Origin of the sequence: Marinomonas transparens, from assembly GCF_016463975.1 — a bacterium.
In the GTDB taxonomy this organism is placed as follows: Bacteria; Pseudomonadota; Gammaproteobacteria; order Pseudomonadales; family Marinomonadaceae; genus Marinomonas; species Marinomonas transparens.
The window spans coordinates 224,047-239,359 of record NZ_JAEMNX010000003.1 but is presented as its reverse complement, the minus strand read 5'-3'; the positions used below and the strand labels follow the sequence as shown (position 1 = coordinate 239,359).

The 15,313-nt window shown below is 38.4% G+C and carries 14 protein-coding genes and 1 tRNA gene; 11 read left to right on the top strand and 4 right to left on the bottom strand.

The genetic code is table 11. The annotated features are described in order from the left end of the window. The first annotated feature begins 18 nt into the window (after positions 1-18). The 3 genes from I8J31_RS05835 to I8J31_RS05825 all read left to right on the top strand — a co-directional run bounded on the left by I8J31_RS05835 (position 19) and on the right by I8J31_RS05825 (position 1,594). The gene (locus tag I8J31_RS05835) at positions 19-930 is read left to right on the top strand and encodes a response regulator transcription factor (RefSeq protein WP_199467334.1); all 912 of its coding nucleotides are present in this window, start codon (positions 19-21) and stop codon (positions 928-930) included. Positions 931-990: 60 nt separating this feature from the next. After that, positions 991-1,404, top strand: coding sequence for a GNAT family N-acetyltransferase (locus I8J31_RS05830; RefSeq protein ID WP_199467333.1), 414 nt, complete (start codon positions 991-993; stop codon positions 1,402-1,404). Between the two features lie 113 nt (positions 1,405-1,517). Continuing rightward, positions 1,518-1,594: transfer RNA gene (locus I8J31_RS05825), tRNA-Ile, on the top strand. 88 nt (positions 1,595-1,682) lie between these two features. Here I8J31_RS05825 and I8J31_RS05820 read toward each other — a convergent pair. Then, positions 1,683-2,759, bottom strand: a complete 1,077-nt coding sequence (locus I8J31_RS05820) for a hypothetical protein (protein WP_199467332.1) — start codon at positions 2,757-2,759, stop codon at positions 1,683-1,685. 118 nt (positions 2,760-2,877) lie between these two features. On the opposite strand from I8J31_RS05820, the gene I8J31_RS05815 reads away from it, so the two are divergent. The 7 genes from I8J31_RS05815 to I8J31_RS05785 all read left to right on the top strand — a co-directional run bounded on the left by I8J31_RS05815 (position 2,878) and on the right by I8J31_RS05785 (position 11,330). Beyond that, positions 2,878-3,117 (top strand): helix-turn-helix domain-containing protein, encoded by a 240-nt coding sequence (locus tag I8J31_RS05815; protein WP_199467331.1) that lies wholly within the window; start codon positions 2,878-2,880, stop codon positions 3,115-3,117. A 196-nt stretch (positions 3,118-3,313) separates the two neighbouring features. Then, entirely contained in the window at positions 3,314-3,589 is a 276-nt protein-coding gene (locus tag I8J31_RS05810) for a hypothetical protein (protein WP_199467330.1), read from the top strand. A 2-nt stretch (positions 3,590-3,591) separates the two neighbouring features. Beyond that, positions 3,592-5,319, top strand: a complete 1,728-nt coding sequence (locus I8J31_RS05805; protein ID WP_199467329.1) for a type IV secretion system DNA-binding domain-containing protein — start codon at positions 3,592-3,594, stop codon at positions 5,317-5,319. Further along, positions 5,319-7,829: a MobF family relaxase gene (gene mobF / locus I8J31_RS05800; RefSeq protein WP_199467328.1), complete on the top strand. Its 2,511-nt coding sequence runs from the start codon at positions 5,319-5,321 to the stop codon at positions 7,827-7,829. Before I8J31_RS05805 ends, mobF begins: the two co-directional genes overlap by 1 nt. A gap of 49 nt (positions 7,830-7,878) precedes the next feature. Continuing rightward, positions 7,879-8,181 (top strand): AAA family ATPase, encoded by a 303-nt coding sequence (locus I8J31_RS21195; RefSeq protein WP_199467327.1) that lies wholly within the window; start codon positions 7,879-7,881, stop codon positions 8,179-8,181. Positions 8,182-8,205: 24 nt separating this feature from the next. Next, the gene (locus I8J31_RS05790) at positions 8,206-10,098 is read left to right on the top strand and encodes a retron Eco8 family effector endonuclease (RefSeq protein ID WP_199467326.1); all 1,893 of its coding nucleotides are present in this window, start codon (positions 8,206-8,208) and stop codon (positions 10,096-10,098) included. Between the two features lie 116 nt (positions 10,099-10,214). Continuing rightward, the gene (locus tag I8J31_RS05785; RefSeq protein ID WP_199467325.1) at positions 10,215-11,330 is read left to right on the top strand and encodes a reverse transcriptase family protein; all 1,116 of its coding nucleotides are present in this window, start codon (positions 10,215-10,217) and stop codon (positions 11,328-11,330) included. Between the two features lie 3 nt (positions 11,331-11,333). Here I8J31_RS05785 and I8J31_RS05780 read toward each other — a convergent pair whose 3' ends face one another. Both I8J31_RS05780 and I8J31_RS05775 read right to left on the bottom strand, forming a co-directional pair. Continuing rightward, complete coding sequence (locus I8J31_RS05780) at positions 11,334-12,542, bottom strand: tyrosine-type recombinase/integrase (protein WP_199467324.1); 1,209 nt, start codon at positions 12,540-12,542, stop codon at positions 11,334-11,336. Positions 12,543-12,858: 316 nt separating this feature from the next. Further along, positions 12,859-13,149, bottom strand: coding sequence for an ArsR/SmtB family transcription factor (locus tag I8J31_RS05775; protein WP_199467323.1), 291 nt, complete (start codon positions 13,147-13,149; stop codon positions 12,859-12,861). A 112-nt stretch (positions 13,150-13,261) separates the two neighbouring features. On the opposite strand from I8J31_RS05775, the gene I8J31_RS05770 reads away from it, so the two are divergent. Next, positions 13,262-14,236, top strand: coding sequence for a permease (locus I8J31_RS05770; protein ID WP_199467322.1), 975 nt, complete (start codon positions 13,262-13,264; stop codon positions 14,234-14,236). Between the two features lie 357 nt (positions 14,237-14,593). On the opposite strand, the gene I8J31_RS05765 is transcribed toward I8J31_RS05770, so the two are convergent. Further along, positions 14,594-15,298 (bottom strand): XRE family transcriptional regulator, encoded by a 705-nt coding sequence (locus I8J31_RS05765; protein ID WP_199467321.1) that lies wholly within the window; start codon positions 15,296-15,298, stop codon positions 14,594-14,596. Between the last annotated feature and the right edge of the window lie 15 nt (positions 15,299-15,313).

The following is a 15,313-nucleotide window of genomic DNA, read 5'->3' as shown; positions in this document are numbered from 1 at the left end:
AAATTGGAAAACATAACAATGAATCCAACCAGCAAAAGTGACATTGTCTTAGTGGTCGACGACTCGCCGGATGCGTTGAGCCTGATTCATGACACCTTAGAAGCGGCCAATATGGATGTGCTCGTCGCCCTAGAAGGCAAGCAAGCCTTAACCATTGCCAAACGGATTCGCCCTGACATCATCTTGCTGGATGCCATCATGCCGAATATGGATGGTTTTGAAACCTGTCGACAACTAAAAGCCGACCAAAGCTTGGCCTCTATCCCAGTGATTTTTATGACGGGATTAAGCGATACCGACGACATTGTACGTGGCTTAGAGGTGGGCGGTGTGGACTACCTGACAAAACCGATTCAGCCGAATGAGTTGATTGCCCGTATGCGGGTGCATTTGTCTAATGCGCGTTTGAGCAATAATGCGCAATCCGCGTTGGATAGCATGGGGCAGTACTTGATGACCGCCACGGCTGCCGGGGAAGTCGCTTGGGCAACGCCACAAACCTATGCGTTATTGGCAAGAGCGCGTGCCAGCAACGAATGGCAGAGCAGTGAAATGGCTTTACAAATTCGCCTTTGGTTAGCTCATCAACCTGAGGTGGGCAACAGCTTAAAATTAACGGGATTGGATTATCCGTTAGCTTTAAAAATGATGGGCCTAACGGAGCAAAAAGAAGTACTACTAAAACTGGAAGATGGCGATAGACCTACTGGTCCGGCATTGTTGAAGCAAGAATTGGAATTAACCGATAGGGAATCGGAAGTGTTACATTGGATTGCCAATGGCAAAACCAACCGAGAAATTGCTGAAATCTTAGCAATGAGTCCACGTACTGTGAACAAACACCTAGAGCAGATCTTTCCCAAACTGGGGGTAGAAAACCGTACCTCAGCGGCTGGTGTTGCATTAAAAGTGTTGGCGGCTGATCGTTAACGCTTATTCTGGCTTCCTTTTTTATAGGTTGCTGCCTTTTATTTTTCACAGGGTATTGCTATGAGTGTGGCGTACAAAATAAACCAAGCGATTAGTGCAGATCAGTTTATTAATTTGTTGTCTGGCACCACGCTAGGGGCACGTCGTCCGCTTGATAACATCGAGACGATCAACGCCATGTTAGAGCACGGAAACCTTCTGGTAACCGCGTGGCAGGGAGACAAGCTAGTTGGCGTGGCTCGCTCGGTGACGGACTTTGCCTTTTGCTGTTACTTGTCTGATATCGCGGTGGATGAAGCTATACAATCGTCTGGTATTGGCAAGCAGTTGATTCGTTTAACCAAGGAAGCCTTGCAGCCTCAATGTACTTTGATTCTCTTGTCTGCGCCACAAGCGGTAGACTATTACCCCAAAATTGGCTTTACCCAACATGGTAGTGCGTGGGTGCTGACCGATATTGACGCTTTAAAATAAGGGTTAGCCTTTCATATGGCGCTGAAAAGTACAGGGAAATGAATTAGATAAGAAAAAAGGTATCCACTTCTTGGCAATCACAAGTCATGCATATATAATTCGTTTCGCTTTTAGGGCCTGTAGCTCAGTTGGTTAGAGCATCCGACTCATAATCGGCAGGTCCCCCGTTCAAGTCGGGGCAGGCCCACCATATATCGAAGCCTCTAGATAGTTAGTTAACGCTAACTTCTAGGGGCTTTTTTATTGCCCGTGCTACATGGGTGCTACAGCCTCAACCATCATTTTTTATTTTTCTTTTTAGGCTTCATTAGAACGTCTGCAAGTTGTATTGATTCCAAGAGCCAAAATGGATGATTTGAAGGGTCTTCTTCATGATCTAAAATAGATGGACTAAGACAGGCTTTTCTGAACTCTTCGTAGCTATCAGAGCCTATTATGTGAGGCTCTAGCTGAGGAAATATATTAGTAAACTTGACTAAGTACTTTCTAAGATTTTTTTTAATTGATGGAGACCAATCGCACCTTTGTATCTCATCAACTAACTCATGCAGCTCCGCATTAGTAATAATACAACCTTCTTTTAGGTCGTTAACTGGGTGAAATGAAGACTGAAGCTGAATGTTATCCCCATAATATTCTCGAAGAATTTGGTAACGTGTTAGTTTTTTATGGTGTTCCTTAATTCGATTATACGCTCTTTTCCCCCTGATATAGTTGGTAGTGTATTGAGGCTTATTTGGGCGTTCTATCGTTTTATGGTTTTTACAACAGTCGTTTAATTTACTCTTGTATGTTATACGATAACAATATTTACAGATTTTAACCCCATTCATTTCTGAGGTTTCTATAATGGCTTTAACTCCACCTAGAAGTTCTGAAATTATATAAATATCATCACTTATCTGGCTCAACCTGCTTCCTGCCGAACAAGAGTTGTATGATGTAATCCAGCTGTATGAGTCTCTTACACCGTTAATAAATAAAACATAATGTTTATCAGTCTTCCTGAATTTAGATTCGCTCCAATAGGGTCCTTCCTCGATGCCAAAAAGAACAACTGAAATATGTATGGCTGCAGATTCTTCAATTTCTTGGGTATCTTGAAGTGACTCTGTTAGAACCGTTATTAATTCATGCCTTAATAAGCTGATAAAAGATTGATTGCTATATCTCAGGTCGTTAAATAACGTAAATGGTTTAGTGCTTCCTTCTTCTTTTGGTGTGCAGTATTCAAATAGTGTTCGTAATGATTTTTTTAAACTCTGACTACTTGTAGATTCAGCTTCTCTTATTTTTGATTCTAGCAATGCTAAAAGTCTTTCTCTTAAAGGCTTAGGCCTTCTTTGCTTAGACAATAGAAACCTCACTTTCTAGAAACTTGTCAATATGAATTATGAGCTTTTATTTAATGTCAAAGATAACCTTTGATTGTGACTCTTAGTCATGTCCAGTCAACAAACTAGAGAGGTTATCATGATTGAACAAGAACAATCTTCAATAGGAATATCTACGGGAAAACCGCTTTTGAGTAGGAGTGAGGCTGCACAGTACCTAGGTATACGTCCTCAAACGCTTTCTGTTTGGGCATGTCACGGGCGCTATGGCCTGAGATACGCCAAAGTCGGACGTAGGGTGATGTATCGCATTATCGATCTTGAAGAGTTCGTAGAACGTCGTACAGTGTCTAACACAGGAGAGTTGGTTAATGACTAAATTTACTGGTTTTCTATCAGACCCCAACGCACCAGTGGTGCATTCAGTGTCTTGTGGAAATCTGAGAAATCGCTTGAGTCACTTACAGAGTAGCGGATTTCAGTTAGCGAATTGATTTCTCAATTCCATTATTAAAAATTTAACAAATTCAATTATTTAAAGCGGATTTCATTGAAATCACGCTCAAGGAATTCCTATGTCTAAAAAAAATGTAAACCGAGCAATCACTGTACGTTTTTCAGCTTCAGATTATAACCGCATCGTACACGATGCTGAACAAAAAAATGGATCTGTTGCGGAGCATATTCGGGCCATAATTTCAGCAAATGATGAGCAGTTGTCTCTAGACCAACGATTAGTAGATCTAGAGCGTCGCATTACTAACAAGACATTTTCTATTGTGTGCGCAGTTGCGAATTTATCTGAGCATGAACGCGAGATGGTCAAAATGCGCTTGAACGGAGGTAAGTAATAATGAGATTGACACCAAATCAAAAAACTCAGGATTGGGAAGGGATCTTAATTTTGTTTGGGATAACTTTCTTTTTCTCATACTGCTTACAGATCTTGTTTACATGGAACTGGATTTCTGGATGGGGAGATTTTTTGGATCACTCAAAGTTCTTTATTAGTTTAATAAAGCACTTATTAAAAATAGGTAGTGGTTCTGATTGGAATTACTACTGGGGTTGGCTTGAAAAGAATAATCTATATTTTCACTTCTATTTACATCTCCTAGTGCCATTTTTAATCTCGCTATTCTTGTCATATAAACTGACAAAAAAAGCTTGTTGGAATTATGGTGGGAAGGATCTTAGCCATCATATTGAGGGGAATAAACTTTATACTGCTCATAAGGCAATTAAGTCTGCAAAGAAGTGCGCTAAAAAGACGGTAAAAAGCGAAGGGCGAAAAAGTAGAGGGGTTAAAATTCACCCAGAGATTTGCATAACCAAAAAAATTGAACAATCAAATATAGGTATTTTTGGAACTACGGGAGTTGGCAAAACGACTGTGATTTTACCTATTATTTATCAAGCCATTCAGTCTGGAGAAAGAGCTTTTATCTTCGATAAAAAGCGTGAGTTTACACCATACTTTTTAGACAAAAGAGCAATATTAATTGCTCCGTGGGATAAACGATCTAGACCTTGGGGCATTGGGAAAGACGTACGGAATAATGAAGACGCAAAAACAGTCGCTGATAATTTAATTCCGATGTCGAACTCACATGATCAAATGTGGATTTACGGGGCTAGGTTGATTTTCGCGGGTATGTTGGTATCTCTTCGCAATGAAGGCGGTGACTGGGGGTGGAATGAAGTAGCGCAGCGACTTAAAACGCCTCAAAATAAAATGCTTTCGCTACTTGAGCTGCATTACCCAATCGCTAGCTCTTTCATTATCGAGAACTCAAAAACCACGCAGGGGTTTTATGTAAACCTAATTTCTGAACTGTCGTGGATTGAGACCCTCGCAATGGCATGGAATAAGAATGAACTGCCAGAGTTTTCGATACGAGATTGGGTTGCAGCAAAAGGAAAGAAGGAGCCTCAAACCATTATTATTCAGGCTGATGAGCGCTATGAGGCAATGGGAGCACCAATTTGCAATGCTCTACTTTCTCTTATGACCACCTATTTTCTTTCTCAGCCTCAGAAAGATTCGCGACCTACGTGGCTGTTTATTGATGAAATGGCTAATTTACCTGCCAATCCAGATTTAATACGTTGGCTTGAGCTGGCTCGATCACGAGGAGGGCGAGCCTTGTTAGGAACTCAATCAATTTCGCAAATTCGTTCAAACTATACTGACCATGATGCTGATACGATTCTCAATTTATTATCCACTATAGTTTCCCTACGAGTGGGAAGTGCAGGGAAAGAATCTGAATATATTTCGAATATTTTTGGTACAAAAATCATAGATCGTCCTTCAACGCACGTTGGAGATAGAACATGGTCTCGGTGTGAAGAGCTAGTAGTTGAGGAGCGTGATCTAACCCAACTTGAGCTACCAAATAAAAAAGGCGTCACAGGTTTTTTGTTGGTACCTAGTTGGGAGTATGTATTTCGACTTACTTGGCCTTATTTTAAAAGAAAAAAAGTAGCGAAAGAGCAGGTGCTTGCAGATTGGGTTACGTCTAGCCCTAAGCCCAAAACAGTTAGCTCAAATAATCGATTATTTGGGGGGCGTTCCTAATGTTAACAATATCACCTGTTCGAACTGTTTCATATTATACAAATTTAGCCGCTGAGGATTATTACCTTGGGGCTGGCGAACCACCTGGAGAGTGGTATGGACTAGGTACTAGATCTCTAGGGTTGTATGGGAATACAGTTGAAAAAGCTGATATTGAAGCACTTATAAACGGGGGGGCGCCTTCGGGCGCTTCTCTTGTTCAAAATGCTTATTCAGAAAAAAGACGCTTAGGTTGGGATTGTACATTCAGTGCTCCCAAGTCTGTTTCCCTGATATGGGCTAGAGCTGATGATAATTTGCGCTCAAAGATTCAAACAGCTCAATCTCAAGCAGCTAAAAGAGGAATCGATGCATTAGAGCGTTATGCTGCTTTTACGAGGCGAGGAAAGGCTGGAGAGACTTTAGAGCGCACGACTGGGTTAGTGGCTGCAACTTTTAGCCACTGTACATCGCGGGAGCAAGACCCTCAATTACATACACATGCTGTAATTTGTAATGTAGCGCCACGAGCAGATGATAGTTGGGGTAGTGTTGAGTCCCGAAAAATTTATCAATGGCAAAAAGCGGCTGGAGCGTTATATCGAGCTGAATTAGCAGCACAGATGAAACAGCTAGGTTTTCAGGTTGAACGAGATGAAGACTCCTTTCATGTGTCTGGTGTTGATAAAAAGCTATGTGAGCATTTTTCAAAAAGATCAAAATCTATTCGTGAGGAGCTAAAAAAACAGGGAGTCGATAGTAGTGCTAGCAAAGTGGGAGATTTAATAAAACTGGATACCCGAAAAGATAAGGGGTTAGTTGATCATCAAGCATTGTTAAAAAGTTGGCAAAGTGAAATGGATGGTATGGGCTTTCATACTGAGACTCTACATTCTATACAGACTGAAATTCTTTGCGATGCTGAATTGCCAGAAGACGATCAAATTCTGTATTCAATTACTGACAAGAAAGCGACTTTTAAGCCTCAAGACCTATTTTATCAGACAGCTATTCAATCCGTTCAGCGCGGAATTAACGCTGCTGAGTGTGAGCAAAACGTTAAGCGGTTGATCAGAGATCAAGAGGTTGTAGAGTTAAGTGCAGAAAATCCGTTTGAACCACAATACACTACTCAATCGGTTTTAAATTGTGAACGCATGATGATACAAACCGCTCGTGATTTATCGAGTCGTTTCACTAAAAGCCTAACTGAGCCTGAAATTCAAAGAGCGTTGAAAAAGGCTGAGTCGGAGCTCGGTTTTCCTTTTGACGATGAGCAAATAGAAGCAATATACAATGCTCTAAACGGGCCTGATATTTCCATTGTGCAAGGCTCGGCTGGTGCAGGGAAAACGACCTTAATGTTAGCAGCAAGACATGCCTATAATGAGAAGGGTTACAAAGTTTTAGGTGCCAGTATTGCAAAAAAGGCGGCGGATAACCTTCAAGAAGAGACAGGTATTCAATCAGTAACAGTTGCCTCATTGATTAATAAAATCACGAATGGCATTAACCCTTTATCATCTACGGGAGTTTTAGTTGTTGATGAAGCTGGTCAATTACCTAGTACTGATCTACAAAAACTCACGCATTGTGCTCATCAGGCCCAGTGTAAATTGATACTTACTGGTGAAGACAAACAACTTGATGCAATTAATCGAGGGGGAGCACTGCGCTATCTATCAAATCCTGAAGTAATTGGTACACAGCGTATTGAAAATATACGTAGGCAGCGAACAGCATGGGCTCGTGGGGTGGTGGCAGATCTAAGGGACGGAAAAGCAGAACAGGCTCTTAAAACGCTTGATGAGAAAGGGTGTCTTCATTTTCATGAGAATGCAGAAAATACTAAAAAAGCGTTAGTGGATGGCTGGCATAAGTATCAAAACGCTAATCCTGAAAAAGCCTCGCTTGTCATTGCGCAGCGGTGGAGTGATGTACAGGAAATTAGCAAAGCAATTAGGGATATTCACATATTAGAGGGGCGCGTAGGGCAAGAAAATATTCCGCTTTCGTGTAGTGTCGCTGATAAGTCGTTTAAAACGGAATTTTCTAAGGGCGACCGAATTAAATTTTGTCGTAATGATTATAGAAAGCTTGGTGTATCTAATGGTACGTTAGGAACTATAGAGTCTATTCGAATTGTTGAAAGCGCAGATGTAGAGTTTTCAATAAGAGCGGATGATGGTCGTAAAGTGAGCTTTTTATCCTCAGAATATGCAGATGACAAAGGGACTCATCTTTGTCATTCATATGCACTGACGGTGTACAGCTCTCAGGGGACGACTATTGATGGTAACACTTTTGTCTATTTCACCAAGGAAATGAATCGAGCAAACATCTATGTTGCTGCAAGTCGTCATAAAGACGAGTCTCATATTTTCTATAATCGCTATGAAATAGAAGAACTCTTTCCTGACTCAAACATAGCTGGTAAGAGAGAAGAAATGCTTGTTAGTATGATGTCTAAGGAAAAGATATCTAGATTATCTATCGAAAAAATCGCAATCGATAATTATATAGAATTGTGATTAACATGTTTTTTTGTACTTTCTAAAATATTAGCTAAATGGAAGTGATATGACTATAAAGTCTATAAAGGTCAAAAATCTATTGTCATTTGATGATTTTTTAATGGACGATATTAATGATTTTAACTGTATTATAGGTAAGAATAATGTAGGGAAATCTAATTTATTGAAATTGTTGAGGTTTTTTTATAATAGTCTTAACGGTGAAAAGGTCATTTCTCCTGAGCTGAATTCAAAATATGATTCTTTTGGCTCTATTACATTAACATATGATCTTACCAGAATTAAATCGATTGTTAGGTCAAACACAAAAAGTGCCTATCTTAAACATATCTATAATGTTTTTTTTTAAAATAGTATTACAGATATAGCTAGTTTGTTTGAGTTTTCAGAAAATAAACCTATTTTGTTTAGTCTAACTCTTAAAGTTTTTAAAGATGGAACAATCGTTTGGTCTGATAAAGACTCAAAAAAAAGAGAAGGTGTTTATAATTTATTTCCTTTTTTTGACATCGATTCTAGGCATATAGATTTATATGATTGGAATAAGGTTTGGGATATTGTATGCAGATTGAATACATTCAATCTTAAAGGCTTGTCTAACAATGATTTGATGGATTTCTTAGACGATAAAATTGCTAATGGTAGCGGTGATTATAAAAAATATGTTCAATCTGTTGAAAAATTAATTGATACAAAAGGCTACAGTTATAGAGATAAGGTTCTTAGTTATATAAAAATAGCATTAAAAGGACATGATTTTGTTCATTTTGGAGAAGATATAAAAACTCAATCTGATGGAACGAATTCACATAAATTTATTGAAATAATGATAACACTATTAATAAGTCTAACAAGACGAGAATATATTTCTCCGTTTATATTTGTTGATGAGCCTGAAGTTGGTCTTCACCCACGATTAAATGAGCAGTTAATAAATAGAGTTTACGATGTATATATGTCATTTAAAAAAACAAAAGATGATGTTGAGGTAGGGAAGTATAAGACGCCATATCCCAAAGTAATTCTATCCACACACTCCCCTAATATTTTAAAACAATGTATAAAGCTTTTTAAAATTAACCAAAGGGTTTACCATTTTACAAAAAAAGGTAAGAAACCTACAAGAATAAATGTGCTTAATTCAACATATTCTGATGCTAGGTTTATTAACTCTTTTGGTGATAATGAAGCGAGGCTATTTTTTAGTGATTTTATTTTGTTTGTTGAAGGGCAAACTGAAATTGAACTCTTTGGTAATTTTAACCTTTCAAGGAAATTTCCAGTTCTAAATAGAATTGATGTTTATGGTGCAAATAATGTCACACTTAAGTATATAGCGCCAAGTTATAGTAATGCATCTATTCCATATATGGTTTTGTATGATTTAGATAAAATAGTTCAGTTTGATTACAATACTGGGAAATTTAAATATACTGATGACAATTTCAATCTTAAAGGTGCCTTTAATAAAGAAAAATTTTCGCTTTATTCAAATTTTAAAGATGTAGTTCTTTATCATTTTAATTACATATTTACTTTGGATAAAAAAATATTTTCTTTAGATTCTTTAGGTACTTCGTATTTGGGTTTTAATAATAGACTTGTAACTAGTAAGTTGAATTTTATCGCAAATAAAAGAGGTTATAATTTTTTAAATGACACAATTGAAGGTTTGTTGATTTGTAATGAGTCAAAATGGATTTTTGAAAGATGGATTGTTAGTTTAGTATTTGAAAAATGTTATCAAGCATCAAAAAAACCTAGAGATGATATTATAAAACTGAAATCCAAAAGTGCTAATTATATAGAATCATTTAATAAGCTATTTACTTCTCAGGATCGTGGGTTTATATGTAGTGGTAATGATAAATTATTTTTAGATGATGTGAAAAAAAAGTATCTTCGTGAAGTAAAAAATAAAATCAGATCTATTCTAAATAAAGAAAATGAAGTTGTATTGTATAGACTTATTTTTGAGGGAAAGACAGATAGCTTGATTAGTATTAAAAATAATTCATCCGATAGACTGGACGAAAAAATTCTTAATCTTGTAAAACAACTTAAAGAAAATGATCTTAGGGTACTATCTCCTTACATGAAGAAAACCAGTGGTTGGGTGACTGAATTCTTAGATTTTTCAATTTTAGAAATTGAGAAGCTAGATTATAATTACTTCATGCCTAATTTTAAGTTGGCATTCCCTGAGTTATCGTATATTTTAGAGCAAGCTTCTTCTTCGATAGAAGTGGGGGGTGTTCGCACCTGATCGTTTAACGATTCTAGCCCTAATTTACTATCTATCTGTCAACTATGCCTTTAAGTTGCTAGCAACTCACGGTGTGTAAAGATTGTTCATGGTATCGGAGAAGAAGCTTCCCTCATATGTTTAAAAAATTAAACTCTAAAGACCTATTAAATATACTCTCCTCTGATAGTCAGTCTAGGCTAGTTGTTTTAACGCAGTCTTGGCCGATGCTCAATGTTGATGACGTAAAAACTTTAAAATTTAATAACAAAACATTCTTTAGTTTAGTATCTAGAGCCGAAAGAGATGGATATTTAAAAAAATTAAACTTAAGTTTTTTGAGTAAAATAAAAACAAATTCAGCTTCGGTGGCATATAAAAATGGTAAAAGTTATTTAGATTTTTTTTCACCGCATGTAGAAAACTACAACTTCTTAAGGCTTGATCTAAAATCATTTTTTCATTCTATATCTTATGAAATTATAAAAGAAACATTTGAATCTTACTTTTTAGATGAATATTTCGTTGACAATGGAAAGGAGAAGAGAAAGGAGAAAATAATAGATGTTTTCTTGAATCTGGTTATGCTTAATGTTCCTTCGAGTTATGGAGATTCATTTATCTCGGGAAGGAGGATTTTACCAATGGGGTTTTCTACTTCTCCATTGATATCCAATATAGTTTTTAGGCGTTTTGATATAGTTATTCACGAGTTTTGTGAAAAGCATAATATAAAGTACTCAAGATATGCTGACGATATGCTTTTTTCTTCAAATGTTAGTGATAAAACACTTTTTTCCAATAGATTTCATGAAGAAATTAAATATATTTTAAATAGAGGTGGGTTTAAGGTAAATAATGCAAAGACGATCCAGAGTAAAGGGGTTTTGTCAGTCAATGGTTATGTTGTTGATTCGTATATAGAAAGGAAAGGGCTAAGATTATCGTCAAGTAAATTGAAGAATATAAATAAAATTATTCACGCTCTAGAAAAAGGGTGGTCGTATGAAATTATTTTGAAAAAATATGCAAAAAAAGATTTTGATAAGACTAACTATTATAATAAAGGCATATCAAAGTACAGGAGCGAATATGAAAAAAGTCAAATTTTAAATTTATTGGTTGGTTATAGATCATATTTGATATCATTTCATGAGTTTGACAGAAGAGATAGATCTATTGATAATAATTTTTTAGTTGTAAGTGGTGAAATTATAAAATCTATAGAGAAAGAAATTAATAAAATAATATAAAAATCAATTTTTAGGCTGATTTTCTTTTAATTTGAGTAAATGATTTTCAATTTCCTGAGATGGTATTCTCAATTCTTCTGAGGTTAAGATGGTGTAGCCTGCAGTAACATCGTTTCTTTGAGTTTTGTGATTAAGTAATCTTTTAATAGTGTAAGTTCCTATCCTTAACATTTCAGCCGAGCTTGTAAATGTTCTTCTAAGGTCATGAAGTGTAAAGTTAATTCCTGTTTCATCTATAATTTTCTGTATTGATTTTTTGGGCTCTCGAACATATCCATAGTCGTTTTCAGCTTGAAAAACATACCCATTACTGGTCATTTCCTTACGTCTCTCAAAAATAGAATTTAAATGATCTGCCATTGGTAGCTCTAAATTATCCCCATTTTTCGTTTCTAAAATTCGAAAAGTTCTCTCTTCTAGACTTACTTGTTCCCATTTCAAGTTCAGTAACTCAGATTTTCTTAATCCTGTGAATAGAGCTATTTCAACAAAGTCACAGACCGCAAATAAAAATGTATCTGCTGTTTTACGAATAGTGTTCAAGCCGCTCAATAATTTAGGAATTTCAGACCTTGTTAGGCGTGTTTGCTTACGTGGTACGTGATTCCATTGTCTTTTATGGCTTAGTATCTGAACGGGGTTATAGAGAAAGATAGGTTTGTCTTGGGCGTTTTTATATTCAAATTGAGCAAAGTTGTACAAAGCTCTGAGTACTCTCATGCAATAGTCGGCTTGCGCTCGACTAGTGCATGAGAGACTCGCGTGTTTTTCTTTGATCATGCTCTCTGTAATGTCTGCAAGAGCTGATTTATGCCAGTCAGCAAGATAGGATCGCATTATTTGGTTATAGCCTCGTAAGCTCGACTCAGACAGCTCCTTTTGTGATATGTAGTCATCATAAACTTCTATTAATGTAATTTTTGACTTTGCATCGGCTTTGGCTTGTTCATTTGGGTTGATGCCATGTGCAAGCTTAGATAATTCCTCTAGTGCTTTTTTTCGAGCGTTCTCAATGGTTAAAAAAGGGAATTGACCTAATGTAATGCTTACAGGAGAGGTTTGTCCTTTGAGTCGTTTGTAGACACGAAACGATTTCCTACCAGAAGGAAGCACTTCTATTACTAAACCATCGACCTTAGCATCTTGAATACGTTGTCTTTTATCTGACGGTTCTATGGCGGCAATGATCTCTTTAGTGAACTTCAGTTTCATGTGATACCTAAATTACGTGCTACAAATGTGCTACATAATCTATCAATATAGGTATAGTTAAGTAAAGCTGAATTAAGGTGTTTTAAAATTAAGTATATGATATATATAGATAAATATATTTTTATCAATCTGTATAAAGCTACATAAAGTAATAGGGATTAAAACTCATAATCGGCAGGTCCCCCGTTCAAGTCGGGGCAGGCCCACCATATAAAATAAGCCTCTAGATAGTTAGTTAACGCTAACTTCTAGGGGCTTTTTTATTCTTCCTCAGAAGATCGGACGGTTTAGTTCGTTACTGGTAACACCAAAGAAATCAGCATTCATTGATGCAGCATTCCTCTTTAAGGAAAGCAATAAGACCATCTAATTCCTTATACTGAGGCACGCAGTAGAGTGTTCGCCCATCTCGTTTTTGCATCACTAAGCCTACCGATACAAGGCGTGTGATGTGATGGGATAAGGTTGACCCCGGAACGCCTAATGCCGCTTGAATTTCCCCCACTGGCACCCCTTGTTTTCCCCCTCGTACCAGATAACGAAAAATCTTTAAACGCGTTGAATGTCCTAATTCTGCTAGGCGTTTTGCCGCTATTTCAATTTCCATGGTCTCTCGCCTCAATATTGAATAATTCCATATTACTAGAAATATATTGACACAACAAACAATGGCCAGCATTATATTTCCATAATATTAGAAATATAGTAAGGATTTGGATATGTATGCATACTTGGAAGGCTTAATTGAGAGTCCTGAAATCCAGTCGATGTTAATCAGCAGCGCTGAAATGTTTATGAAGCTGTTTATTGAGCTGACGCTGCTTTTCATCGTCATTAGCTATGGCGTGGCGCTAATAAACCAAAAATTACCGGCTGAAAAAATTCAAAAGCTGTTAGGAGGACGCAAAGGGCGAGGCTATCTAACGGCGGCAGGTCTTGGTGCCATCACGCCATTTTGTAGCTGTTCAACGATTCCCATGCTGATTGGGTTATTAAAAGCGCGTGCGGGATTTGGCACCACCATGACCTTTTTATTCACATCGCCATTGCTAAACCCGATTGTGATTGCGCTATTTATTCCCGTATTGGGCTTACAGGTAACCATCTGGTATGCAGGGTTTGCCTTAACCACATCAATCATTGCGGGCGTTTTATTACAGCGCTTTGGTTTTGATCGTTATATCAAACAGGAAATGTTGGAGACCAAGGCGTCAGGGTGCGGCACAGTCTGTGATGCAAGCCAAGAAACCTCCTGTTGTGGCAGTGTTGAAAAACAAGAACCGACAATATGGAGCGAAGCTTGGCAAGAGTGCTGGTCGCTCTTTCGTTCCATGTTCCCTTACATGTTCATTGCCATGTTGATTGGTGCTTTCGTGCATGGCTTTGTCCCTGCCGACTTCTTTGCTGACGTCGCCAGTGCCGACAACCCAGCCGCGGTTCCAACAGCCGCGTTGATCGGTATACCGCTCTATATTAGGGTAACGGCATTGCTTCCATTAGTCGCTTCTTTTATCGCCAAAGGCGTGAGTATAGGCGCTATCATTGCGCTGGTTATCGGTAGCGGCGGCGCGAGCCTACCTGAAATGATCTTGCTTAAAAGGTTATTTCACTGGCCGCTTATGCTGGCTTTCTTAATGGTGATTTTCAGCATGGCGGTGATTGGGGGCTTTGCTTTTAACTTGTTTATTGGGTAGTTCTTTGATCATTTGAACGCTTTGTTTTGTAGGCGATAAATATTATATAAAACAAAGAGATAACCCCATTCTCCGCTTTCCCCTTGAAGAAAGGGAAAAGAACTTAGCCCAGCTCCGTAGGCAACTAAGCCCATGTCACTTACCTTTCTATTTGTCATTGTTAATACATGGATACTTGATGTTCTATTATGAGAAAGAAGTGCCTTGAAGGCTGATGGCGTGGGAGCGTTGGCTTTAGTCGATGAATGGGGTATTAAAAAAAGCGCGTCACTTAGGTGAGGCGCTTTTTTGTTGGTTGGGCGTTTTTTTTGTCACCACGAATGGTTTTTCTAACGCTGCTTTTTTCTTTTATATTTCTTAGACATCTTTACCTATCCACACCACGCGGCCGATGACTTCTAGGTCGTCGGCTTCGTTCGGTTCGATGGCTTGTTCCTTGTATTCCTTGTTGTCGCTTAGCAGCAGTAGTCCTTTGTTTATCAGCTTCTGCACGCGTTTTACCACTAGGTGGTTGTCGGTGCGGATAACGTAGATGCTGCCGTCGATCATGTCCCTCTGGCTGGTGTCTATCATCAGGGTGTCGTTGTCGCTGATGGTTGGTTCCATGCTGTCGCCACGGGTGAAGACAAGGACGAGGTCGCTTTCGTTGAGGTTACGGTATTTCAGCCATTTATGACGAAAAGCTAGGTAGCGCGTGGGTTCTTCGTCATGGGGCGCCATACCTGGTCCCGCGGACACTTGAACCTTATAGCCGGGGATCATGGCAAACTCTCGGGTGATGTCGTCGTCTTTTGGCTGACTTTCCGTGTTCTCCGAGCTTTCCCCAGTGACTAACCAGTTTACCGATACGCCGCCAGCTTGCGCTAGGGCGAGTAGTCGAGAAACGGTTGGTTCCGAGTCGCCTTGTTTCCATTTTCGTACCACAGACTCAGACACACCTGATAAACGTGCGAGGGCGCTCATGCCGCCCACCTTCTCAGAAAGCACATTTATACGATCTTTAAACGAGTTATACCCTGATTCGATCGGGTGTGACTCGTTGTTTTGCATTTTTTCGTTCATTTAGATCGCTCGCAA

Bases quoted from the DNA above. Each gene is read 5' to 3' on its own strand.
- I8J31_RS05835 (WP_199467334.1), top strand. From the start codon at position 19: ATGAATCCAACCAGCAAAAGTGACATTGTCTTAGTGGTCGACGACTCG.
- I8J31_RS05830 (WP_199467333.1), top strand. From the start codon at position 991: ATGAGTGTGGCGTACAAAATAAACCAAGCGATTAGTGCAGATCAGTTT.
- I8J31_RS05815 (WP_199467331.1), top strand. From the start codon at position 2,878: ATGATTGAACAAGAACAATCTTCAATAGGAATATCTACGGGAAAACCG.
- I8J31_RS05810 (WP_199467330.1), top strand. From the start codon at position 3,314: ATGTCTAAAAAAAATGTAAACCGAGCAATCACTGTACGTTTTTCAGCT.
- I8J31_RS05805 (WP_199467329.1), top strand. From the start codon at position 3,592: ATGAGATTGACACCAAATCAAAAAACTCAGGATTGGGAAGGGATCTTA.
- mobF (WP_199467328.1), top strand. From the start codon at position 5,319: ATGTTAACAATATCACCTGTTCGAACTGTTTCATATTATACAAATTTA.
- I8J31_RS21195 (WP_199467327.1), top strand. From the start codon at position 7,879: ATGACTATAAAGTCTATAAAGGTCAAAAATCTATTGTCATTTGATGAT.
- I8J31_RS05785 (WP_199467325.1), top strand. From the start codon at position 10,215: ATGTTTAAAAAATTAAACTCTAAAGACCTATTAAATATACTCTCCTCT.
- I8J31_RS05780 (WP_199467324.1), bottom strand. From the start codon at position 12,542: ATGAAACTGAAGTTCACTAAAGAGATCATTGCCGCCATAGAACCGTCA.
- I8J31_RS05775 (WP_199467323.1), bottom strand. From the start codon at position 13,149: ATGGAAATTGAAATAGCGGCAAAACGCCTAGCAGAATTAGGACATTCA.
- I8J31_RS05770 (WP_199467322.1), top strand. From the start codon at position 13,262: ATGTATGCATACTTGGAAGGCTTAATTGAGAGTCCTGAAATCCAGTCG.
- I8J31_RS05765 (WP_199467321.1), bottom strand. From the start codon at position 15,298: ATGAACGAAAAAATGCAAAACAACGAGTCACACCCGATCGAATCAGGG.